The sequence below is a fragment of the Dyadobacter sp. CY356 genome, assembly GCF_021440195.1.
Taxonomy (GTDB): Bacteria; Bacteroidota; Bacteroidia; order Cytophagales; family Spirosomataceae; genus Dyadobacter.
Genome location: NZ_JAJTSZ010000002.1, coordinates 1,099,960 through 1,124,382 on the forward strand (window position 1 = coordinate 1,099,960; position 24,423 = coordinate 1,124,382).

Sequence of the window (24,423 nt, forward strand, 5' to 3'; positions counted from 1 at the left end):
CAGTTTGGATAATAACCACGTAACTCATGTTATTTCAGTAAAGATTCCAGTCTTTGTGCAATAGCCTGCAATAAACCGGGACTTAGATTTTTATGGCCGATCTGATCCAGACCTACAATTGCGCGGTAATTCCGCTCTTCATCAGGTTCGAAAAATACAGAAATATCTTCTATAAAAATTTCTATTTTGTGTTCATAACCGGTAAGAACAAGCCGGCCCTCAAATTCTCTGATTTCACCTTTGAATTCAACGTCAATCTCAAAAATATCTTCCATAACGAAACCGGAATTAATAAATGTAAATGTTTTCCGGTATGGTTAAAATTACGAATGATATGCGGATTTTGATTAAACTGAGTTTCTTCTCACTCAATTTTATTAAGTATCTGCGTTAAAAAAATCATCGGAGAATTGATGACTCATCAACCAAACTATTTGATTTAAAAGATATTATAAATATATTCAGCGGTTACTTATAAAATACAATTCATCAATATTTTGTAAGTGAATTGATTTTACTCACATTAATTTTATCAGCCATGAAGTACATTTATTGCCTATTATTTTTAGTGTCTTTCATTTCCTGCAAAAAAGAAGACGAACCAGCGCCTTCCAATATTTCTAAAAGGCAAGCTCCCTTTGGTGATAATATTGTTGATACACAACTTTCAAAGGTATTGTACAATGGAAATATGACGAGCGAATTTTTGTATGAAAATGGTTACCTGAGTGAGTATCGGGCTTATATCGTCACAAAGGATACTCCTCCCTACTTAAAAGGAACATTTAAACGTATCAGTGGAAAATTGGATAGCTACGAAATATTGAAGGCTAACAGAATAGTGTTTGAAAGCCATTATATTTCAAAGGACATGATCAAGCTGTATACCATGCAGTTCAATACGCCTGAAACTGACACAGTACAGAAAATCAGTGAAACGTGGTTTTACCAGCCGAAAGTAGCAGTGAAGAAATTTGTATATAACAAATCAGGATTTATCATTCAGGAAAGGTATACCGAAGGTTTAAACGAGCAATATCCGACGGTGATTAATTACACCAGAAATGCTCAGAATAATATTGAATCAAGCTGGCAGACAAGTGCACTTGAAACAGAAAAAAATAGCCAGTCACAATTTAAATACGATACACATCCCAACCCGTTTTTCAAAATAGGCGTTGATCGGGGCGGCATGTTTTCTGTTCAGTCTTACAGTCCAAACAATATTATTGAAGAACGCTGGATCGTAAATAATACTTACAAAGTATTCAAAACTTACGACTACACTTATTTACAAAACGGTTATCCGGAAAAAGTCACAGTAAAGTCCTATGACGCCTCAGGATCAGTTTACGAAACCTATGCGTTGGATTTCATTTACAATTAAGTAAAAAAAATATTAACGGTACTGGTCATAAACCGGTACCGTTATTTATTTCAGCAGGGATTTCTCTTGTAGTGATACGCAATTGATGCGTATTAAAAACCTGGGAATTTGGCTCGATGCTTTTGGTAAGAAAAACGCTGCCACCAATAATACTGTCTTTTCCAATCACGGTATCACCGCCAAGAATCGTCGTACGGGCATAAATAATTACGTTATCTTCAACTGTTGGATGTCTTTTAATATCAGCAAGATTTTTGGCAACCTGCAATGCACCTAACGTTACGCCCTGATAAATACTGACATTTTTACCTATAACCGTTGTTTCGCCAATCACAATACCTGTTCCGTGATCAATCATAAACGGCACGCCAATTTTTGCATTGGGATGAATATCAACACCGGTTTTCCCATGTGCATATTCACTGACAATCCGCGGCAGAACGGGAATATCAAGCTGTGTTAACTTATGGGCAATACGATATACGGTGATGGCATAAAATCCCGGATAGGATACAATCACTTCATTTACGCTCGTCGCGGCCGGATCATATTCATAAATCTTGCTCGCATCCAGTCGCAGATTCTGATAAATATTTTCCAGCGAATTATAAAAATCACTCACAACACCGACAATATCGAGCCCGGAAGGTTCAAGATAACTCAAAAGAATATTTTCAAGATCAATCTGGTTTTTCTTCAAAATTCCTTCATATGAGGACTTTTTCGGTAAGTGATTACTTGGAAAAAGAAACTGGACCAGATCGTTTAACCAGGCAATAGCGTCATGGGACGAAGGGGTTGCCTCCCACTCTGCGTTATGCGTTTCCCTTAAAAGACTGATCAGCGACTGCGTATTTGTGTTGTTGCTCATGAATTTGGTAATATGCAAAACAGCTATCTGTGAATTCCCTCTGAATGCCGTGTTCGGTTAATTTAAAGGAAAATTACAAATAGCCGTCTGTCTGAAATAATTTTAGCGCAAAAATTTATCTGCGGGCACCTCTGAGCCTGTACAATGTTTCAACCAGCACATCCACATCTGAGCAGGTATTGTAAAAAGCAAGCGATGGACGAACGGTCGTTTCCACACCAAATCTTCTTAAAATAGGCTGCGCACAATGATGCCCGGAGCGAACTGCAATTCCCTCATTGTTTAACGCTGCACCCACCTCTTCTGTTTTATAGCCCGCAAAAACAAAAGATAAAACAGATGCTTTGTCTGGCGCCGTACCGATCAAACGAAGGCCGGGAATATCTTTCATCAGCTTCGTAGCATACACCAAAAGATAATGCTCATACTGGTGAATGACGTCAATCCCGATTTTATTGACATAGTCAATAGCTGCGCCAAGTCCGACGGCATCCGCGATGTTACCAGTTCCGGCCTCAAAACGGTTTGGCGCGTCGTGGAATTTTGTTTGTTCAAAAGTTACATCCTGAATCATATTTCCTCCACCCTGCCATGGCTGGGTTTCGTTCAACAAATCCTCTTTTCCATAAAGCACGCCGATACCGGTCGGACCAAAAACCTTGTGACCTGAAAAAACAAACCAATCACAATTCAAAGCGCGGACATCCGAACGCAAATGTGAAACCGACTGAGCGCCATCCACCAGTACCTTCGCACCGGCCTGATGCGCCATATCCACAATTTGTTTTGCCGGCGTAACCGTGCCCAACGCATTAGAGACTTGTGTAAAGGAAACCAGTTTTGTTTTTGGATTTAACAATTTCGCATATTCATCAAGCAAAATCTGCCCGTCATCATCTACCGGTATTACCCTGATTTTCAAACCTTTTTTTGCTGCAAGCTGCTGCCAGGGAACGATATTCGCGTGATGTTCCAGATTGCTGACTATGATCTCATCACCGGCATTCAGGTTTTGTTCACCCCAGGTTTTCGCAACCAGATTAATTGCTTCGGTAGCACCACGGACAAAAATAATTTCGTTGACAGAACCCGCATTCAAGAAAACCTGAACTTTACTACGCGCACCTTCATAGGCATCCGTCGCACGTGCCGCCAGCTCATGCGCAGCGCGGTGAATGTTTGAATTTTCGTGTTCGTAAAAATAAGTGATCCGGTCAATCACCGATTTTGGTTTCTGTGTGGTCGCTGCGTTATCCAGCCATATCAAAGGCCGGCCGTTAACACGTTCCTGCAAAATTGGAAAATCCTTTTTTATGAGATTTACGTCAAACGGAGCATTTCCTGCACCATTTTGAATATGCGGAAAGGATTTGCCACTAAGCTGGGAGGTTGGATTCTGAATGACACCAAAAGGATCATTTCCCTTAAAGCCAGCTCCTTGTAAAAAATAATATTGCGCACCGCCAGTTCCAGGGATTTCAGGAATCTGAGGCGTGCTCTTAAAAGTATTAATGGTTGACCAGAGATTATCCAGGTTCGGCTCAAAGGCGGTGTCTGGCGAAAACGGAAATGCATCGGCATAACCAGGCCCATTTTGAATAACCGAGGGTGAAACTCCACTTCCCGCAACAGAATGTGGTACTTGTCCCAAACCAACAGAAGATCCAACATTTGGATCAGGAAAGCTGGTTTGCGGATTTTCCAGATTCACAGCATTTCCCTGATGTGCGGCAGATGGTGAAATTCCACTCCCGGCAACAGAAGGTCGTTTATGATCCAGTCCCGGATAATCCGTTGTGCTCGTAATACTATTTGGGCCAGCCGGCTGAGCCAAACTCAACTCGCTTCCTGGCCGCAAAGCCGATGGAGAGGCTCCGAAACCCGGAACGGACGTTCTGTCGACTGGAAAATGCGGATCCGGCAAACTGGTCTGCGGATTGTTCACATTAAACCCTTCGCCTTTGGAGAATAACGACGGAAGCCTGTCGTGCACCAGGTTCAGTGATTTTTCAAGTCTCGGATGATCAGCAAGATCCGGGGAAAAACTGGCTTTTGGCATCTCATTGGGAAGCAATGAAAAAAGCTCATTTGCCAGTTTTTCCAGTTCCGTCACATCCGGCAAACCCGAAATATTTCCGTCGGCAGGAAATTGATTAGTATTTATACTCATGATAGTTTCCTATTTCTACGTCTTCAAGTACGGCAATCGCATCATCCACCAAAACCGCCAGTGAGCAGTAAAGAGAAACCAGATAAGACGCTATCGCTTTGTCGTTAATCCCCATGAAGCGTACTGATAATCCGGGAGATTGTTCGCCCGGCAAACCTGGCTGATAAAGCCCGACAACGCCTTGGCGACTTTCGCCTGTACGAAGAAGTAAAATTTTTGTCTTTCCGTTTTCGATCGGTAATTTATCAGATGGGAAAAGCGGGATACCTCTCCATGTAATAAATTGTGATCCGAAAAGAGAAACTGTTGGAGGTGGAACACCTTTGCGGGTACATTCACGGCCGAAGGCAGCAATTGCTTTTGGGTGAAGCAAAAAGAAACCCGGTTCTTTCCAAACTTTGGAAATCAGCTCATCCAGATCATCCGGCGTTGGTGCTCCGTTTCTGGTTGAGATACGTTGTGAAGGTGCAATGCTCGACAATAAACCATATTCTTCGTTATTGATCAGCTCACTTTCCTGACGCTCCTTTATACTTTCAATGGTTAAACGAAGCTGCTCACTGATCTGGTTGTAAGGCTTGCTGTATAAATCTGAAACGCGTGTGTGAACATCAAGAACCGTATTAACAGCATTCAGGTTATACTCACGTGGATTTTCGACATAGTCAATAAAAGTATGCGGAAGTTCGCGCTCATCGCGTCCCGAACAATCAACTTCGGCTGTGCTGCCATCTTTTACTTTATTGAGACGATAAACTCCTGATTCAACAGGAATCCAGTTTAATAAATGAGTCAGCCAACGCGGGGTGATCGCTCCCATTTGAGGAACTGTACGCGTTGCGATGGCTAACTGCCTGGCTGCTACGTCGCCTAATGCAGTCTGCTTTTCGTTTAATTTTGGCATTGTCTTGAAATTTAAATGTAACGGGTAAATTTTCTAAACTGAGGTACTTTTACACAGGAAGTTAAAAAGTCGTATTACAAACTTACAGCATTGAATTTATTACCATTCAAAGAAGAATGCACCCTACCACCGCTACCAGAATACCACCAAACCGACTTTCCGTTTGACAGAATTTATTAAAACTATTTAATCTAAGTGAATCAGGATGTCAAAATTTAATTTTACCAAAAGCTTAAAAACGAAAGAAAAACTTTCTGATAATTCTATCGTCTTAGTAGATTTCATAACATTACAAATCCGGCAGATTACCACAAACGTTTAACTTTATACGCATGACAAGTATCACATTCGGGTCAGTAAGGTTCTGTTTAGGGCACTAATTCTAACACCTTTCAAATTTTTGATTTTTTCTTCAATATTAATATTACAATGGATTTCATAATGCTCGCCTATCCTTGTTTTAAACTCATTTATGGCCGAATAAAGCTGTTTTCTTGAAACGCCGCTATATTCCATTTGCAGAAGCTGCGCCTTATCCACTGTGGACTTTTTAAGTTTCCAATACTGCGGATGATTGCTCATGATCGAATCATGAAATGAAGTTTCATGTGTGTCTTTTATTAAAAATTCAAAATCGATCGTAACCTCATTACTGTTTTTTTGAAAATCTGCTTTTAGAATAATTTTGGCTTCTCTGCCCACTGTCAGTATAAATCTCTTTTCGTAAATCATTTTCCTTATTATTTAAATCTCATCTGTTATAAATCAATTTTAATCATTTCATTTTCAACAAAAACGTATTTGACTAACAGAAGAAAACATTACAAATTATTAGTCTATCAGATTTATAGACAAATCAATGTGATTAACTTCAACTTTCAAAACATAGTTAGTAATATAGTTATAATTACCTATAAAATAATTACAAACAGGTAAAGAATATAGTTACAAAGTAAGTTTTCTTACGGTTTTTGGAATGTATAATCCATATCAAACGATGCGCATTTTCATGGCTTTTTGTCGTAGACAATATCCATTTCTGCCCCCTTATCGCCCTGGTCCTTCATCCAAGCGTATAGTTTTACTTTATATTTCTCAATAGTCTTTTGATAAACAGGATCATTCGCCAGATTATTAAATTCCCAGGGATCTTTTACAGTATCATAAAATTCTATTGCAGGCCTTTTTACAAACCGGTTTGTAAGTTTTTCTGCCTGTGGATCTTTACCTGTTTCGGCCATCCACGAAAACCATACAGAATTTCGCTCTGTACTTTTCGGATTCATCATAAACCGGTTGTAATAATCTTTGTCGGAAGTCAGATTTAAGATGAGCTTATATTGCTTATCGCGAATACTGCGGATCGGATAAGGATTGCCTTCCGGAATGTTGTTATGGATGCTGTAAGCATATTCCCTTGCCTCTTTTGTTTTTCCAAGAATTACAGGCAAAAAGCTTTTTCCATCCAGATTTGGAATCGCTTTCCCACCTGCGATATCGATCAGCGTTGGTGTTATGTCTTCATACTGAACCAATGCATTTGTTTCGGAAGCCGGTTTTACCTTTCCTGGCCAGGTCAAAAGCATAGAACTTTTTTGACCGGCATCCCAAAGATTCCATTTCGCGCCAGGAAATTGCGCACCCTGTTCACCTAGAAAAATTACGATCGTATTTTTGTCTTGTCCGGTCTCTTTCAGCAATTTTGTGATATCACCAACCTGGTTGTCAAGCCTTCTTACTTCGGCAAGATATTTAACAAATTGACTGCGTGTAATCTTTGTATCCACCCAGTTTTTTGGAAGTATTAATTTATCCGCCTCAAATTCGGTCGTGTCACCAACCGTCCAGGGAGCATGCGGATTGATGCTCATTACAAAGAGACAATACGGTTTTTCATCCTGTGTGATATATTTTTTAACATCTTCAAGCTCATAATCATCGGTAGCGGCTACGCAATTCGGCTCAAAACCTTTTACAATTTCAAATGGAAAAACGGTTTTTGGCTTGGTCACATGATCTTTTCCCGTGAGGCCAACGCGATATCCAAGGTCAGCAAGATAATGTCCAACACTTTTCAGATTGTCATATACAGGTTTATGATTTTGAAAAGAACCATGTCTAACGGGATATAAACCTGTAAATAAGGAAGCACGCGTTGGGACGCACATGGCTTCCGAAGTATAGATATGATTAAATTTCAAACCATTTTTTGCCAGTGCGTCAATATTATTTGTTTTCAGATTCTGGCCGCCATAACAGCTCAATTGCTTACTATCCAGATCGTCTGCCATAATAATGATGATATTTGGTTTAGACCTACCTGACTGCGCGGATGCTTTACAAACAACGAAACAGATGACAAGTAATAGCAGATACTTATTCATATGAGATACTTATTATTTTTATTTGATAACTTATTTCCACCAGATCCGAAAGTGAATCGAAAATATACTATTAACGTTGGCTGGCAAAAAGATAGATAATCTACTAAATTGATAGACAAAGTAAATTTATAAAATACAGATTACCAAAACATTTTTTCAGTAACAGAATTTACAAAATAAAAAGCCTTGCTAATCCCGGTTTAACACCGAAATCAGCAAGGCTTCAAAAGTTCAAGTTAATATTTAGGCAACCGGATGGTTCAATTCAATAAATCCGGAACCTGCCCCAAAAAGAGAAGCACTGCTTTGTGAAATGATTTCATGCGGAGAACCTAAATCGATGGCGCTGATATCATTTAATCGCTGAATGTGTTCCTGAGAAAGTGTCAGCGCAAGTGAAGCGAGGTTGTCATTCAGCTGTTCCTTTGTTCGAGGTCCTATAATGGTTACTGTCGAAAGTGTAGATTTATCATGCTTTTGACGAATCCAGGCAAGTGCGATATCCAGTATTTTTACGTTATATTCTTTTGCCAAAACTTCCAGCGTATCCAGAATTTCAGTTTCACGATTTCCTGTTTCTGCTTTTACCAAATTGCCCTTCCATGCTTCCTGACGATTATTTTTATCATTCTGAGCTAAACGATATTTCCCTGTCAATGTTCCGCCTGCCAATGGCGACCAAAAGGCAACACCCAATCCCAGAGCTTCGGCCATCGGTAATAATTCACGATCGGCAGTCCGTTCTATTAAATTATACTCTATCTGGATTCCTGCGACGGGTGACCATCCACGCAGGTCAGCGAGCAGGGATGCATTGGCTATTCTCCATGCCGGAAAATTTGAAAAACCGGCGTACAAAATTTTACCATCCCGTACCAGATCATCAAAAGCCCGTACTATCTCTTCAATCGGTGTTTGCCCATCCGAAAGATGCGCCCAGTATAGGTCCAGACGGTCAGTTTTCAATCTTTTCAAACTGTCTTCCACTGCGCGAACCATTGTTTTTCTGCTATTCCCTGATGTCAGCAGTTCTTTTCCACCCATAGAATATTTGGATGCGAGCACCAGGGAATCACGCCTGCCGGCAATCAAATTACTTAGTATTTCTTCCGACTCTCCCACCTGATAGCCGTCAGCAGTATCAATGAAATTTCCACCGGCTTCCAGAAATTTGTCGAATATTTTACGTGATTCTACCGGTTCTGCACCATGCCCCCAACGTGTACCAAATGTCCCGGTTCCCAATGCCAGCTCAGAGACACGAAGGCCGGTTTTCCTTCCAAAAATTTTGTATTTCATGATATTATTTAAGTTTACTCCACTACTCCATATAACAATCGGTATATGATGATTCAAAAAAAATCAGACACAGATTTCCCTTATTTTACCTTTTGCAGCGTCAAAAACGGTATCCATATGAACGAAATTCTTTGTTGCCTTACCTAATAAAATTCCGCCTTCAATAAGGGCAATCAAGATCAATGCGGTTTTATCTGCATCTGTATCTGCTTTAAATTCATTTTCTGCAACACCTTTTCTAATAATATCTACCAGGTCAGACTTCCATAACATAAGCCCCGAAGCAGCTCTCAGTCTGAATATTTCATTGGTATCGTCCGCTTCGACAGCGGTATTTAACATAGGACAACCGCCGTTATTGGTCGTTTTGACATAATAAACGGCAATGTGGCCCAAAAGTTTTTCTTTATTACTATCACATTTTTCAACTGTTTCCTGTATCCGCTTCCTCAATCTGGCCAGATTGTAATCAAAAGCAGCGAGCGCAACATCCTCTTTATTTTCAAAATTGCCATATATACTTCCTTTCGTCAGTCCGGTTGCTTTTTCCAGATCTGCGACTGAGGTGCCGGCATAACCCTTTTTGTTAAAAAGATCCGCAGTGGCTTCTGTAATAAATTGTCTTGTGGTCTCTGATCTTGGTACGAATTTCATAAAACAAATATACCGATCGTTATATTAATTAACAAATGAATTTATTTTTATCACTAAAAATAAATTCGATGCCCTTTCCTGGCTTTCACCAGGAAAAGGACTTTTTAGCCAGGTTAAAATAATTTTTAATAACAGATGTACTTTTATAACATATCGTTCCAGATCCAGCTCATCACAAAAATACGGCTGAGACTAACGACCTCTTTTAGTAAAATTTTGGTACTGAAATCACTAAAAATAATGGAAGGATTTGCGAAAACATTCACAGATTGTATATCCACTTTTTTTCTGATCAATTTCCGGATCAGTTCAATTTCAAAAACGAAAGTATTTGTTTTCGTACGCTGAACCTCCGGCAGAATTTCTCTCCTCAAACCCTTGATTCCCGCCTGCGTATCTGTGATATGCCGGGAAAGAAAAATACGGTTCAGCACGTGAAGACCTTTCGAGATCATCTTTCGTTTCAGTGGCAGTTTTTTAAAATATTCGCTCGTCCTATTACCGTAAACAAACCAGCAATCAGGATTTTCATCAAAAATCTTAACCATTTCCACAATAGGACTAGTCCCAAAAGGGAAATCAATGTCGGTGTAAATGATGATATCACCTTCTGCACGCATCATTCCTTTTCGAATTGCTGAGCCTTTTCCTTCGTTGACCACATTATCAAGAAAGACAACATTATCGCTTGCAGTAAGCAGGCAGACCTTGTCTTTATCCAGCCGGGTCGAGCCATCGTTTGAAATAATATACTGAATAGTGTTGGCCGGCAACCTTTCATTCAACTCTTTGATATTATTTTCTAATGTCTGGCACCACCCGTCAACCGGATTATAACAAGGAAGCACTACACTGATTAACGGAGGGGAATTATCTTTTTTCAAGGCTAAATACTGAAATGGTAATCGAAAAAGTACTATAAAACCGGACTTACATCAAACTAATAAATTCTATAAATCAAACAGTCATACCCAGAGCCGCAAACACCGGGTTTTCTGTTGTTAGGATAGAGGAAGGCTACATTTACCATAAAAAAGGGTAAGGCAACAAACAGAAATCAGTTTTACTTTAAAAAATCAAAAAAACCTTATTAAAATTTATTGTTAGGGTTGTGTTGAAATACTGACGCGCGTACGTATCGATAATCTGGTGCATTCAGGAACTTACTTTTTGATAAACCAACATAACGTACTGATTTACAGTAATTAATATTTTTAAGTATTATTACAAGAATTACATAAATACTTACGGAGTTTTCTGACATCAGCGTTGCCTGAGTATGGAAGAAAAAAAAATTATCTTTGTCAGGCAACGAGACTGTCGCTCTTTTACGTAGAAAGAAATGGAACTTACTTATTGATAGATCTGTGCTCTTTAGAAGATCTAAAACATTGCCCTTGAAGGAGATACTGGAAGGATGCCGCAATCAGAAACCAGCCGCTCAGAAACAGTTGTTTGAAGCATATTACAGCTTCGGCATCAACATTTGCATGCGCTATGCCGACAATAGAGAGGAGGCAGAAGAAATGTTTGATGACGGCTTTCTCAGAATTTTAAACAAAATAGGTTATTACGATCCCGATCAGCCTTTTGACGCCTGGTTTAGAACGGTAATAATCCGCTCTGCTATTGACCATTACCGAAAAAATAAGTCAGACGTAACCTTTACTGACATTGAAGAAGCCTACGATATTGGTGAGGATGAAGGACTTATTGAACGCTTGTCGGCTGAAGAAATATTGGCCGTTGTACAATTTTTACCTCCATCCTACCGCACAGCTTTTTCTTTACATGTGGTAGACGGCTATTCGCACGCTGAAATTGCCGGGATGCTTGGAATCAATGAAGGGACTTCTCGTTCCAATCTGGCGAAAGCCCGGATAAAATTACAGGAACTTCTCATAAACTGGGTCTCAAACGGATCTATAAATACACGGAACTATGTCTAGTGAACGTTTCGACAAACTGATTAAAAAGAATCTGGAATCTGTGAGGCCGGAATATCAGCCCCAGGCCTGGGACCGGTTCAGTAAAAAATTACCTGCTGCGGGATTTTTCCCATGGATACAGCAATATGGTGGTTGGGCGCTGGCTGCTATGATGCTTGCAGGCTGGTTCACAACGCTTTATACACTGCGGGAAAATCAGGAGCTGATCCGGGAACTGAGTAATAAATCAGGCCGGAATATGGTTTATGAAAATAATCCTGAAAAAAGATCTGTCCAGTCTGAGCAGATTACCGCTACCCTAAAATCTGTATCCAATACTGATACGGTTTATATTGTTAAGAAAACGATAATTGAGCATAGACATTTCTATAATTCGCCGCCTGAGAACAAAAATCGTTTTACAGAAAACGGAACCGAAGATGATCGAAAAAACGCTACGAATTCGACCGCATTAACAACTAAAAATAATCCGGAAATAACTGATACCCATGAAGAAATAGAAACTTTACTAACAAAAACACCAGAAGCAGAAAATCACTCCGCCGCTGGTAAAAACGTTCTTCCAGAAAAAAACGTTGTTGCTAATAATGCAGAATCCGGTTTCATTGCTCATTCCGATACAACTGAAAAGGCAAATGACGAAGATCGGTTTACTATGCTGCTCGATTCTAACCGGGCAATTCAGGCTTATAATTACAAGGCCCTCGCCGCACTTGTTGATTCACTTTCTTCAAAAAAGACGCCAGCACAAGTTATAAAACCGAAAAGGCCGCCTTTCAGACTTTCTGCCTTACAGCCCCGGCTTGGTATGGAAAGTTTGCTTTCGCTGCATAGTTACGGTATAGGTCCGGTTGTTGAATTTTTTCCTGCCGAAAATCTGGGTGTTTCTTTTGGAATTCAGGCTTCAACGCTGGAAGCAGAAAATCACAAAGCGCTCAGGGACTATAATTCGGCAACCGGGAAATTCTTTCTAATACAATACCGGAGTTATCTGCCATCGAAATTTGACAAGATTGAAGATATTTCAATTAAAACTTCTGTGATCAGTCTGCCAATCAGCCTTAAATATTATATTCCTTTAAAAAAGAATATTTCGCTGTTTATACAATCGGGAACCAGTCTGGATTTGACTGCTTATCAACAAGTTGACTTTGAAAGTTATCTAAATAAATCCAAACGACGCAATACTTTTGAAACTGATGCTAAGCCTTATTTCTTCCATAATTTTATGTTTGGTGCCGGCCTTCAATATAAAAAATCCAGAGCCTTGGCTCAGCTTTCTCCTTTCTATGTCTATGATTTCCGAAACATAGTAAACACGCCCTCAGGAAGTAATCTGGGATTAAGGGCATCGTTGTGGCTGAATTTGTATAAATAAAATCTCACCTCCGGGTTCACTCGAAGCGAAAAAAGATAAAAAGCAACGAATGCGAAGATCTTGTTCTGCGAGCTTTGCGCAAAACTTTGTTGCTTTGCGTGAAACCTATTAGCTTTCCGTGAAACTCAAAGCCTGCAAATATTTTATGTAAATTCAGTCCCAAACGTTATTTTATATAAAATATGAGGTCAGATTTACTGAAAATTCTATTTCTTATTGCAGGAATTATATTTCATTTAAATACTAAGGCTCAGGTCAAGACAGATAACGCTTTGCAGCCGACTGAAAATGTTAAAAATATTCTCACCGGAAAAATAATAAATTCAGAAAACGGAGAAATACTTCCTGGCGCATCCGTCATATTTCCCGACTTAAAAATCGGAGGTTCAACCAATGTACAGGGAATGTACTCTTTCAAAAATTTACCTGAAGGAAAATATTTGATTGAAATAACATTCGTAGGTTTCAGCTCTATTTTGGAAACAATTGAGCTGAAAGGTAATATGACAAAAGATTTCAAACTTTCACCAACTGCTGTGGAGGCGGAAGCTGTTACCATAACAGGCGTTTCTTCAGCAACCTCGGTTAAGCGCACACCGATTCCGGTTACGATTATTAAAAAGCAAGACTTCAACCGGGGAACTTCCACCAACATCATCGATGCGCTGACAAAGATTCCCGGCGTTTCTCAGATTTCTACCGGAGCTGCTATTTCCAAACCTGTTATCCGCGGACTTGGGTATAACCGCCTGGTTGTTGTCAATGACGGGATCAGGCAGGAAGGCCAGCAGTGGGGTGACGAACATGGCGTTGAAATTGACGAATATAGTATCAACCGCGCAGAAGTGCTCAAAGGGCCGGCGTCTATTATGTATGGCAGCGACGCCTTGGCCGGTGTGATCAATTTCACCTCCATCGAAACGGCAGCAGAGGGTGAAATCAATGGTAATATTTTAACTACCTATCAGTCAAACAACAACTTACGTGGCGTACACGGAGAAATTAATGGAAATAAAAATGGTTTGGTCTGGGGTTTAAATGGTACCTATAAGGCGGCAGCTGATTACAAAAATAAATACGATGGAAAAGTTTTTAATTCCAATTTCAACGAGAAAAATTTCGGCACTTACATCGGACTTAACAAAAGCTGGGGATTTACGCATCTGTATCTGACACGTTTCGACCAGACCGTCGGATTAATTGAAGGAGACCGCGATGAGGTGACGGGGAAGTTTACAAAAGTTGTTAATAACAATGGAACGGAGGAGGAAGTTACGGTTGGTTCGAAAGATGATGATACTTCGAATCCAGTCATTCCGTACCAGAAAATAAAACATTTTAAGCTCGCAACAGATAACAGTTTTTATCTTGGAAATAACCGGCTCGCCGTTACGGTTGCTTACCAACGTAACCGGAGACAGGAATTTGGTAATGTTCTGGATCCGGGAGAAAAGGCCTTATACTTTGATTTGAGCACAATAAACTATAATATCCGCTACCATTTTTCAGAAAATAACGGCTGGAAAAATTCTGTTGGGATTAACGGTATGCAACAGACAAACCGAAATAAAGGCGTAGAAGCCTTGATTCCGGAATATGCTCTTTTTGATGCCGGCGTATTTTTTTACAGCCAAAAAAGAATCGACAAATTAACGATCAGCGGCGGAATTCGCTTTGATAGCAGATTTCTGAACAGCAATGCGTTATACATGGATGAGGCTTTAAAATTTGAAAGTTTCAAGAGGAATTTCTCAAACGTTTCGGCCAGCGGCGGTTTGAGTTATGCATTAACAAAGGCCGCCACTTTGAAATTTAATATCGCCAGAGGATTTCGTGCACCCAACATTCCTGAACTCGCCAGCAATGGCGCACATGAAGGCACAAACCGCTACGTTCATGGCCAGCAAAACCTGAAATCAGAAACGAGCCTCCAGCTGGATGGCGGCATTGAAATGTCGACCTCGCATCTTACGCTTTCCGCATATGCTTTTTACAATTCAATCAGTAATTTCATTTATTACCGAAAACTGGTTTCCGGTTCCGGATCAGATTCCATTGTGCTGGATGGGAATGAAAAGCTGATCGCGTATCAGTATGCCCAAAACAAAGCAAATCTTTATGGAGGGGAACTTGGCATTGATATCCACCCCCACCCGCTCGACTGGCTGCATATCCAAAGTTCATTTTCTTATGTCAGAGCAACACTTGGCCAGAAGCAGGATGGCAGTAAAAATTTACCATTAATTCCAGCAGGAAGGCTGATCAATACACTGAAAGCAGAGTTTGGAAAAAACAATAAAAAATTTCGTAATGCTTATCTGAAGCTTGAACTGGACAATACTTTCGCTCAAAACCATCCTTTTACAGGATTCAACACAGAAACTAAAACAGCAGGTTATGGTTTGCTGAATGCAGGGTTGGGGGGTGATCTGGTTGCCAGACAACGAACATTTTTGAGTATTTTTTTATCAGCAAACAACATTACTGACGTCGCTTACCAAAATCACCTCAGTCGCTTGAAATACACAGCGGTCAACGCCGTTACCGGCAGAATGGGGGTTTTTAATATGGGAAGAAATTTTAGCGTTAAGGTGATTATTCCTTTCAAAATCTAAAAGAAATATTCTCAGAAATCAGGCAACATTCTGTTTTTCAATAACAGAAAGCAATCCATTGCTCGCCCGCATCAATCTGACAACGGAAGCAAATCCGCTTCTGTCAGAGGTTTCCACAATTAATGTTCCTACCAAATCCTTTCCCTGACTTGTAAAGTTGATATGCTGGATTCTTGTTCCTTGAACGGACTCGACAAGTGACGTTATTTTATAAAGACTGATGGTATTCGGATAAATTACATTGATCTGATAAGTGCTCATACGTTTGCTTCTTTTGATGAAGGTTCAATAACTTTTACTTGGCTCATAATACCATTCGCCAGACTTTCAAATGTGCCATTTGCGCAGAAACGTTCTGATTGTCAGGATAGTTTTATATTACTTCTGGTTAAGCCTGTTACAAATGTAGTTGAAGAAATTAATTACTCTATAAACTAAGTAGAGTTTAAATTAAATATTTCGGATCCATACCACAAAGCCAATTTGACCCGTCACTAATTTCATATACTTATCCTATTAACATTATAGACTGATAAGAAATTTTGAGTATATTGCCAGTGATTAAAGATGCAAAACTTACGCAACCAGTTATGAAAAAACTTTTGCTTATAGGATTTTTACTGATCAAGATTATGACTCCCATCCAGCTTCACGCTCAGCATTTATATAAACCTTCGTCTTCCAAAATTCTTCAGAGTATCCAAAAACTGAATGTGCTTGGTAATGTACTTTATTTTGGTGCGCATCCGGATGATGAAAATCCCACGCTGATTGCATACATGGCCAATGAAAAACTTTATAACACAGCCTATTTTTCCTTAACCCGAGGTGACGGAGGCCAGAATATGATTGGCAGCGAAATGAAGGAAAATCTTGGTATACTCAGAACACAGGAACTTTTGCAGGCAAGAAAAATTGATGGCGGACAGCAATTTTTTTCCCGTGCTGTCGACTTTGGTTTTTCAAAAAGTGCTGAGGAAGTTTTTACAATCTGGGACAAGGAAAAGCTACTTGCCGACGCCGTCTGGGTCATCCGCAAATTTAAGCCCGATCTGATCATCAGCCGTTTCCCACCTGATGAAAGAGCTGGACACGGACAGCATATTGCCTCAGCCATACTTATTGAAGAAGCATTTGAAGCCGCGGCAGATCCTGCTAAATTTCCGGAACAATTGCAATACGTACAGGTTTGGAAAGCAAAACGTCTGGTCTGGAATGCCGGTATGTGGTGGAATCAGCGGCGGGATGAAGTAGACGAAAAAGAAGCGGAAGATTATATTAAACTGGATGTGGGGAGCTTTAATCCTTTGCTAGGAAAATCTTATGGAGAAATCGCTGCCGAAAGCCGCAGTTTGCATAGAAGTCAGGGATTTGGGACTGTCGGTTTTCGTGGAACACTGACTGAATATTTCAAACATGTCAAGGGCGACAAGGCCGGACATGATCTGATGGAAGGCGTTTCCACGAACTGGACAAGAGTAAAAGATGCTCAGCGTATCACCAAACTTATTTTGGAAGCAGAAGATTCTTTCAAACTAACAAATCCATCCCTTGTTGTTCCACAGCTATTAACGATAAAAAAGGAGATTGAAAAATTGCCTGACAGTTACTGGAAACAAACTAAATTACAGGATTTGGATAAAGTGATCCAGGATGCCCTTGGCTTATTTATCCAGATAACGGCCACGGACAATTCCTACACGCCCGGACAGAAAATGCAATTCAGGATTGAAGCCATCAACCGTTCTGCTATTCCTGTAACGATAAAAAAGATAAATTTCCCATTTGGTAAGAGGGATTTCATTCTTAATGTTGAATTAACCAATAATCAGGATTTTACGCATTTGGATGATATTGAAATTCCTGAAAACGCTGATTATTCCCAGCCTTACTGGCTACAAAAAGAAGGTACTTCCGGTCTATTTGATATTTCAAAACAACAGGAAAGAGGAGTTCCTGAAAATCAGCCAGTGGCTGAATTAACTTTTAATCTGGATATTGCCGGAAGTACTTTGTGTTATAAAATCCCTGTAATCTATCAAAAAACAGATCCGATACTTGGAGAAGTTTACGAGCCTGTTGCCATCACGCCACCCGTATATGTTTCAATAAATGAAAAGGTCTACTTGTTTGACAAGCAGGTTGATAAAAAGGTTAGTGTTGTGATCAAAGCAGGAAAAGACAACATTTCGGGAGAAGTAAAACTAAAAATTCCTGATGGCTGGCGCGCCTCGCCTGCCGCTGTTCTTTTCAATCTAAAAATAAAAGGGGCAGAACAATGTGCAGATTTTCTATTATTTCCGCCAAAAGAAGGTAGTGAAGGTGAAATTACTGCGGAGGCAATTTTTGAAAATAAAACCTTTGATAAGGGTCTGGGTCTGCTAAGCTACAATCATATTCCTACACAGCTTTACTTTCCACGGGCAAAAGCAAAAGTCGTGAAAGTGAATATCAGTAAAACGAACGGGTTGATTGGTTATATCAAAGGCGCCGGCGACCTCGTTCCCGCCAGTTTGCAACAGATTGGTTATAATGTGGTGATACTGGAAGACGGCGATATTTCTGATGAAAAACTTCAAAAATATGATGCCGTTGTAATTGGTGTGAAGGCGTATAATATTGTGGAACGGTTGAAAGTGATTAACCAGGTTTTGCTGCATTATGTTGAAAATGGCGGTAACCTTATCGTTCAATACAATTCTGATCAGGGACTTTTGATGCAGGATTTCGGACCTTATCCCTTCAAGGTTTCCAGCAAACGTGTGACTGTGGAAGGTGCGGAAGTTCGTTTTTTAAAACCGGATTGCCAGGCACTGAATTATCCAAATAAAATTACCCAGAAAGATTTTGACGGCTGGGTTCAGGAGCGCAGTTTATACCAACCCGAAAGCTGGTCTGAAAAGTATGAAACCGTCATTTCCTGCAACGATCCTGGCAGTGAAAAACTGGATAGCGGAATTTTGATTGCCAAATATGGTAAGGGAAATTATGTGTATACGACCATGAGCTGGTTTCGCCAACTACCGGCTGGTGTGCCGGGTGCTTACCGGATATTCTCTAATTTAATTTCACTGGGAAGGTAGTTTTAAGCCAGATCATAGCCTCTTTTTCAGCCAGAGAAGTAATAATGCTGTTGATTGTCAAAGCAGACAATCTGATAACCGCACGTTGCATGAAATTTTTATTTCTCTGGTTGGTCCTTATCCCGTTTCATATTCCGGCCCAATCCGTCGGCAATCAAAAATTTATACAGGAAATAGTAACCATACATGCTGTTAAAAATGGTCTGCCGGAAGGAAAAGTTGACAAAATTTATTTCCGGAACGGAATTCCTGTTGCTGAAATTCTGAAACAAAAGTTTCAATTCCAGGATGGAAAATGGATAGCCGCTGGAAATGCGCAATTAAAATCTCTTCAAAAATCTCACATAATTCCCGGACGAAAAGTACTTTCATCGATAGCTTACAAAGGCGGTTACGCCGTCGGCTGTGATGAAGGACTTTACTTCATCAGCACGGGCAAAAAGCCGGAAAGAATTTTCCCTCAAAGTGATAAATATAACTGGTCATTAAAAGATGTTTCTGCCATCGTTACTGACTCAAAAGGCAGACTTTGGGTCGGAGCAGAAGAAGGCGTTGGATGCCTGGACGGGAAATCCTGGAAATTGTTTACCGGAAAGGAAGGATTACCCTATAATAAATTTATCTGCGCGGCTGCCGGGCAAGATGGAACGGTTTGGTTTGGTACAGAAAACGGTGTAATTGAAGTCAAAAACGATTATTTCAAATACCGTTACAGCCGCCGCTGGATGCCTGATGATCATGTCAATGATATGACAGTGCAACCAGACGGAACTTTGTGGATTGCTACAAATCAGGGAATAAGCCAGATCACACCAGCGGTAATGTCACTGGAAGATAAAGCAAAAATTTTCACAAAACAGGTGGAAGACAAACATAACCGGATGGGTTTTGTCGCGCCAAGTCATTTGAAAGAACAATTTAATCCGGAATCTTCGGAAGTTGCCATTTCAGATAATGACGGTATGTATACTTCCATGTATGGCGCGGCTAATGCATTCAGGTATGCCGCGTCCGGTGATTTGGAAGCAAAAACATTAGCCGAAAGAAGTTTTAAAGCTTGCAAATGGCTTGTGGATATCACACATGAAAAAGGATTTCCGGCGCGTGTCATTATTCCGGTAGACTGGCGCGAACCTGTGAATGAAATTTACAGCCAGGAAGCCAACCTAAAACATCAGCAGGGCGATCCGATGTGGAAAAATATTTATCCCCGTTTCCCAAAAAGCAAAGACGGCAAATATTTGTGGAAATGTGATACCAGTTCCGACGAGCTGGCCGGCCATTTCTTTTTCTACGGAATTTATTACGATCTGGTTGCCAAAACAGAGGAAGAAAAAAAGGAAGTCCGGGAAGTTGTAGGAGATGTGATGGATCACCTGATCCGACATGGTTATAAACTTGTTGACCATGATGGAAAAGTGACACGCTGGGGAGATTTTTCACCCGAATATTTCAATTCAGTTTATGGATATGACCAGCGCGGACTGAATTCGATGATGATGCTGTCGTTTTTGAATGTTGCCAAACACGTTACCGGCGATTCGAAATATGATAAGGAGGCGAAAATTTTGCGTGAAAAGTACAATTACCATATCAATGCCATGCATCCAAAAGAGTTTTTTCCGCCTGAAAACGTGGTGCCCTGGGATAATAATCTTTGTCTGATGAGTATGTACGGATTGATCAATTACGAGACCGATCCTTCCCTTTCTTGATGTATCGCCAGTCGCTGGAAATTGCCTGGCAGCATATCAGCAAACAAAAAAATGCATTTTGGGATGTGATTTATGCATCGCTGGCAAATCGCTTCACAGCACTTGCCGACCAGAAATTTTTCGATGATAAAAACCTGTTTCCCGAAAACCGGCTTTATGCTCCGAAGGTGGTCAAAAGCATGTATAAAGCAAATAATAATCCGGATTTCATTCTGGAAAATTTGCAAAAAATTCCACTGGATCTGATTGGTTATACAATGGATAATACACATCGACTCGATGTCGTTTTTGATTCTTCGCCTTTGCAAAATGAAAATATTGGCTGGCGGACAGACGGTTTTGCATTACCTGTTGACGAGCGCGGACATGTGCGGCAGGATCGTGATGGCTTTGCCTTATTCGCTTCCGAGGGCGACGGGCATGAGGAACATGAAGGTACTTTCTTTTTACTGCCTTACTACATGGCATTTTATCACGGATTATTGAGTTCCGGAACTGCCGCAGCAACGGGGAAATAACAGATCACTCGCCAAAAAGGAAATGTTATTTTTCGTTTTTGGTAAGGACTGGTTCAATTCGGTTATGAATTTTACGCTTAATTTTCCAAAAGAATTTAGCACTTACCGGAATGTGGTCTGAAAGATGAAGTCCATTTGCATTTGAAAAAAGCAGATTTTCAAATTTGTAATCAGTAGCAGAAAGTTCAATTTCCACGCTGCTTCTGTAAAGAATTTTATCAATCGTTTCACAGGAATCTGTCATGGACAGAATATCTTCCGATGGAAAATCCTTTAACATATCAGGAAATTTGCCCATATTTTTCTCGGAAACCCAAACATCCGTCAGCTTGTTTTCTGTATTTAACAGACTGATGTTATCATTGTAAAAACAATAACGCGCATTAAGATCCCCCATCAGGATTACTGCATTTTCAGCAGAATGCTGTTTGATATAATCCGATAACTGCTTAATATTTTTCCGTCTTGCAGCGGAGGCTGAATTGTGGTTCCACGCGTTGGCATGTACGTTGTAGAAATCGATAAAAACATCTTTTGCCACTTCGATCCGGCTAAATGAAAAACCTTTTGGGGTCAGGCAGTCCGACCCGCTGCAATCTTTCCAGCGTATTCTTCGGAGGTCATGAACCGGAAAGTTTGAAAGTGTATTCAACCCGTCGCCAAAAGGAACCTTTCCTTTATTTCTGGTCCGGAAAGGATGACTATTCCCTGAGTTATAAAGAAATTTATTGTAGTTAAAGTCTTCCTGAACATGGGCAATATCAAACCGGTTCAATTTCTGCCCGATCTCTGCTATACTCGAAGATCTTTTGGTAACAGCGCTGGAAATGAATTCCGGCAATCCGGCGATGTTATAGGTTATCACTGAAAATTCTCCTGCTTCTGTCATTTTCATCTCAGAAGAAAATAAAATGCTTTTCGAATTTTGTGCCAAACAGTTGAATGGCATTGTTGATTTCCATAATAAAATGGTAGTCAACAATCTAAAAAACAAAATTGTATCACGCCTGTTTTGCCAAACCAGAAAATCCATCTTTCGCTTCTTAAATTGAATACGAAATTAGGCTCTCAATGTGAACAGGAATCGTGATGAATATTATTGTATTATTAAATATGCCAGCCAAACATTGACTTAACCCCGAATCAAATATTCCTGAAAATCATAAAAATACTAAAACACCTTACTACGTTTTTGTGTAAAACTTCGTGTGCTTTGTATTTATTCTTACAATTGAAAATCAGAAATGATCAGAGGAAAACGCCAGAGGAAGCAAATCATCTGCATTTTTCAGATAAATTATTTTCCCCTGCGGATTACTCAGAATAACCTTGATATGCGCCTGTTGCCGCTGTGTCGCCTCCAAAAGACTTTGCCGGCAAATCCCGCAGGGTGATAGAATATTTTCCGTAGAACTATCGTCAGTACTGTTATGATAAGAAATAGCGACAGCCATTATTTTTTCATTTGGATAAAAGGAAGACGCCGCCGACAATGCCACGCGTTCAGCACAGATCCCGGCCGGGAAAGATGCATTTTCCTGATTACTGCCTTTCACGATTTCTCTATTCGACATAAGCAGTGCAGCCCCCACATGAAATTTTGAATACGGCGCGTAAGACAGTTTAACCGCTTCTTTCGATGCTTTGAGAAGTTCCTGCAAATCTTCTTCCAGCTCCTGGTCACTTTCAAATATCTGGTATTCAATAGAAAGTTCGATTTTCATGAGTCGTTTTATTTTCAGGTTGATTATTGGTTTGGTTTGATTGCCAAACATCTGCAAGCTAAAAATATCAAACCAATAATAATTCTCCATCTTTTTTCAGATAAACCGGGGCCTGATAATATCCTTTACCCGTATGTATTAGAGGAAACAGGAAAATTGAATTTTCTGAGTAAAAAAATATAATATCCTGTTTGACAAAAGAATAAGCCCATCGGTGACTTTTACTATCGGGCTTGATGTCCTCCTGAAATAAACCACTTAACCAGAACCTTAAAATGCAGGAAAAAAGTACAGGAAATGATAAACCGGCTTCTTCGAGAAGAGATTTTATCAAAACATCCGGTTTGGCAGCAGCCGCATTTATGATCGTTCCACGCCATGTAATCGGCGGAAAAGGATTTCTGGCACCAAGCGACAGGCTGATTGTAGCTGGTGTCGGTGTCGGCGGAAAGGGAAGATCGGATATTGCCAATTTTGCCAAAAGCGGTAAAGCTGATATCGGCTTTCTATGTGATGTGGACGACCGAAGTGCTGCTGAAAGCGTAAAGAATTTCCCAAAAGCCAAATACTATAAGGATTGGCGGGAATTGTTTGAAAAAGAATCGAAAAATTTTGATGCCGTATCCGTTTCAACACCGGATCATACCCATGCTGTGGTGGCTATGGGAGCCATGCAGCTTGGCAAACACGTGTATGTTCAAAAGCCGATGACCCACGATATTTACGAAGCACGCCAGCTTACAGAAGCAGCGGCACGTTACAAAGTGGTTACGCAAATGGGAAACCAGGGCTCTTCCGGTGATGGTGTAAGACAATTGCATGAATGGTATGATGCCGGCACAATTGGCAAAGTTCACACCGTTTATATCTGGACTAACCGGCCGATATGGCCACAAGGCATTCCGTGGTCAACAGCAAAACCACCTGTGCCGCAAGGACTTGACTGGGATCTTTGGTTGGGAACGGCTCCTAAAAAAGATTACGTAGATAAATTGATTCCTGGAAGCTGGAGAGGTTGGTGGGATTATGGAACAGGTGCTTTGGGTGATTTGGGATGCCACTTAATGGAGGCCCCTTTCCGGGTGCTTGGACTGAAATATGCCCTTGACGTACAGGCGAGCGTAAGCAGTGTTTTCACAGATTTCGGTAAAAGAGGCATTTTCCCTGACAGCTGTCCACCATCCAGTCACGCCACATTAACTTTTCCTAAAACCGCAAAAACAAAAGGGCCGGTTACCATGCACTGGATGGATGGGGGCATAAAACCCGAGCGTCCGGAAGAATTAGGACCAAATGAATTGTTCGGTGACGGTAACAGCGGTATTTTATTTGTAGGAACAAAAGGTAAAATGATGGCGAGCGAATATGCTGCCAATCCACGCCTTTTGCCTCTTTCGAGAATGGAAGATGTAAAAGTGAAACAAAAGTTTGCCCGCGTGCCAGGCAGTGCAGAAGGTCATTATGCACAGTGGGTGGAAGGCGCCATTGCAGGATATGGCAATATGGAACTTAGCTCACCTTTTGAACTTGCCGGTCCATTAACCGAAGCAATTCTTATGGCCAACCTGGCAATCAGAGGCGCAGATATGCCCAAACCAAGAGAAAACGGAAAAGGATTTGATTACCCGGGTGCAAATATGAAAATGCTTTGGGATTATAAAAACATGAAAGTGACCAACTTTGATGAGGTGAATCAGTATGTAAAACGTACTTATCGTGAAGGGTGGAGTTTGGGGGTTTAAGCTTTTAAATCTCTTCAATTTTATAATTTA

At 40.5% G+C, this 24,423-nt stretch carries 20 protein-coding genes; 8 read left to right on the top strand and 12 right to left on the bottom strand.

The window, feature by feature from the left end; all coding sequences use genetic code 11:
* Positions 1 to 29: 29 nt before the first annotated feature.
* Positions 30 to 275, bottom strand: a complete 246-nt coding sequence (locus LXL81_RS10960; protein ID WP_234646823.1) for a hypothetical protein — start codon at positions 273 to 275, stop codon at positions 30 to 32.
* A gap of 263 nt (positions 276 to 538) precedes the next feature.
* Between LXL81_RS10960 and LXL81_RS10965 the strand changes: the two genes are divergently transcribed.
* Complete coding sequence (locus LXL81_RS10965; RefSeq protein WP_234646824.1) at positions 539 to 1,387, top strand: hypothetical protein; 849 nt, start codon at positions 539 to 541, stop codon at positions 1,385 to 1,387.
* 25 nt (positions 1,388 to 1,412) lie between these two features.
* Here the strand turns inward: LXL81_RS10965 and LXL81_RS10970 are convergent, their stop codons facing one another.
* The 8 genes from LXL81_RS10970 to LXL81_RS11005 form a co-directional block, all read right to left on the bottom strand.
* Positions 1,413 to 2,258, bottom strand: a complete 846-nt coding sequence (locus tag LXL81_RS10970) for a serine O-acetyltransferase (protein WP_234646825.1) — start codon at positions 2,256 to 2,258, stop codon at positions 1,413 to 1,415.
* A gap of 115 nt (positions 2,259 to 2,373) precedes the next feature.
* Positions 2,374 to 4,428, bottom strand: coding sequence for a family 2A encapsulin nanocompartment cargo protein cysteine desulfurase (locus tag LXL81_RS29045; RefSeq protein WP_255713683.1), 2,055 nt, complete (start codon positions 4,426 to 4,428; stop codon positions 2,374 to 2,376).
* Positions 4,412 to 5,332 (bottom strand): family 2A encapsulin nanocompartment shell protein, encoded by a 921-nt coding sequence (locus LXL81_RS10980; RefSeq protein ID WP_137339831.1) that lies wholly within the window; start codon positions 5,330 to 5,332, stop codon positions 4,412 to 4,414. Before LXL81_RS10980 ends, LXL81_RS29045 begins: the two co-directional genes overlap by 17 nt.
* 342 nt (positions 5,333 to 5,674) lie before the next feature.
* Complete coding sequence (locus tag LXL81_RS10985; RefSeq protein ID WP_234646826.1) at positions 5,675 to 6,064, bottom strand: hypothetical protein; 390 nt, start codon at positions 6,062 to 6,064, stop codon at positions 5,675 to 5,677.
* A gap of 275 nt (positions 6,065 to 6,339) precedes the next feature.
* Positions 6,340 to 7,716, bottom strand: coding sequence for a sulfatase (locus tag LXL81_RS10990; protein ID WP_234646827.1), 1,377 nt, complete (start codon positions 7,714 to 7,716; stop codon positions 6,340 to 6,342).
* Positions 7,717 to 7,959: 243 nt separating this feature from the next.
* The gene (locus tag LXL81_RS10995) at positions 7,960 to 9,015 is read right to left on the bottom strand and encodes an aldo/keto reductase (protein WP_234646828.1); all 1,056 of its coding nucleotides are present in this window, start codon (positions 9,013 to 9,015) and stop codon (positions 7,960 to 7,962) included.
* A 63-nt stretch (positions 9,016 to 9,078) separates the two neighbouring features.
* Positions 9,079 to 9,669 (bottom strand): TetR/AcrR family transcriptional regulator, encoded by a 591-nt coding sequence (locus LXL81_RS11000; protein ID WP_234646829.1) that lies wholly within the window; start codon positions 9,667 to 9,669, stop codon positions 9,079 to 9,081.
* A gap of 143 nt (positions 9,670 to 9,812) precedes the next feature.
* Positions 9,813 to 10,553 carry a glycosyltransferase gene (locus LXL81_RS11005; RefSeq protein ID WP_234646830.1) on the bottom strand — a complete coding sequence of 247 codons (741 nt, stop codon included), beginning with the start codon at positions 10,551 to 10,553 and terminating at the stop codon, positions 9,813 to 9,815.
* 513 nt (positions 10,554 to 11,066) lie between these two features.
* Here LXL81_RS11005 and LXL81_RS11010 point away from each other — a divergent pair.
* From LXL81_RS11010 to LXL81_RS11020, 3 genes are all read left to right on the top strand, one after another.
* Positions 11,067 to 11,618: an RNA polymerase sigma factor gene (locus tag LXL81_RS11010; protein ID WP_234646831.1), complete on the top strand. Its 552-nt coding sequence runs from the start codon at positions 11,067 to 11,069 to the stop codon at positions 11,616 to 11,618.
* The gene (locus LXL81_RS11015; protein WP_234646832.1) at positions 11,611 to 12,996 is read left to right on the top strand and encodes a hypothetical protein; all 1,386 of its coding nucleotides are present in this window, start codon (positions 11,611 to 11,613) and stop codon (positions 12,994 to 12,996) included. The genes LXL81_RS11010 and LXL81_RS11015 overlap by 8 nt, the downstream gene beginning before the upstream one ends.
* Positions 12,997 to 13,178: 182 nt before the next feature.
* Positions 13,179 to 15,611, top strand: a complete 2,433-nt coding sequence (locus tag LXL81_RS11020) for a TonB-dependent receptor (RefSeq protein ID WP_234646833.1) — start codon at positions 13,179 to 13,181, stop codon at positions 15,609 to 15,611.
* 18 nt (positions 15,612 to 15,629) lie between these two features.
* On the opposite strand, the gene LXL81_RS11025 is transcribed toward LXL81_RS11020, so the two are convergent.
* On the bottom strand, positions 15,630 to 15,872 hold the full coding sequence (locus tag LXL81_RS11025) for a hypothetical protein (protein ID WP_234646834.1): 243 nt from the start codon (positions 15,870 to 15,872) through the stop codon (positions 15,630 to 15,632).
* A 329-nt stretch (positions 15,873 to 16,201) separates the two neighbouring features.
* Between LXL81_RS11025 and LXL81_RS11030 the strand changes: the two genes are divergently transcribed.
* The 3 genes from LXL81_RS11030 (at position 16,202) to LXL81_RS11040 (ending at position 20,927) form a co-directional block, all read left to right on the top strand.
* A complete protein-coding gene (locus LXL81_RS11030) occupies positions 16,202 to 18,694 on the top strand; it encodes a PIG-L family deacetylase (RefSeq protein ID WP_234646835.1) in 2,493 nt (830 codons plus the stop codon).
* An 89-nt stretch (positions 18,695 to 18,783) separates the two neighbouring features.
* Entirely contained in the window at positions 18,784 to 20,409 is a 1,626-nt protein-coding gene (locus LXL81_RS11035; RefSeq protein ID WP_234646836.1) for a hypothetical protein, read from the top strand.
* Entirely contained in the window at positions 20,406 to 20,927 is a 522-nt protein-coding gene (locus LXL81_RS11040) for a hypothetical protein (RefSeq protein WP_234646837.1), read from the top strand. Before LXL81_RS11035 ends, LXL81_RS11040 begins: the two co-directional genes overlap by 4 nt.
* 25 nt (positions 20,928 to 20,952) lie before the next feature.
* Here the strand turns inward: LXL81_RS11040 and LXL81_RS11045 are convergent, their stop codons facing one another.
* Together LXL81_RS11045 and LXL81_RS11050 are read right to left on the bottom strand one after the other, a co-directional pair.
* The gene (locus tag LXL81_RS11045; RefSeq protein ID WP_234646838.1) at positions 20,953 to 21,822 is read right to left on the bottom strand and encodes an endonuclease; all 870 of its coding nucleotides are present in this window, start codon (positions 21,820 to 21,822) and stop codon (positions 20,953 to 20,955) included.
* A gap of 343 nt (positions 21,823 to 22,165) precedes the next feature.
* Positions 22,166 to 22,741, bottom strand: a complete 576-nt coding sequence (locus tag LXL81_RS11050; RefSeq protein ID WP_409013877.1) for a cytidine deaminase — start codon at positions 22,739 to 22,741, stop codon at positions 22,166 to 22,168.
* Between the two features lie 185 nt (positions 22,742 to 22,926).
* On the opposite strand from LXL81_RS11050, the gene LXL81_RS11055 reads away from it, so the two are divergent.
* Positions 22,927 to 24,393 carry a Gfo/Idh/MocA family protein gene (locus tag LXL81_RS11055; protein ID WP_234646840.1) on the top strand — a complete coding sequence of 489 codons (1,467 nt, stop codon included), beginning with the start codon at positions 22,927 to 22,929 and terminating at the stop codon, positions 24,391 to 24,393.
* Positions 24,394 to 24,423 lie beyond the last annotated feature (30 nt).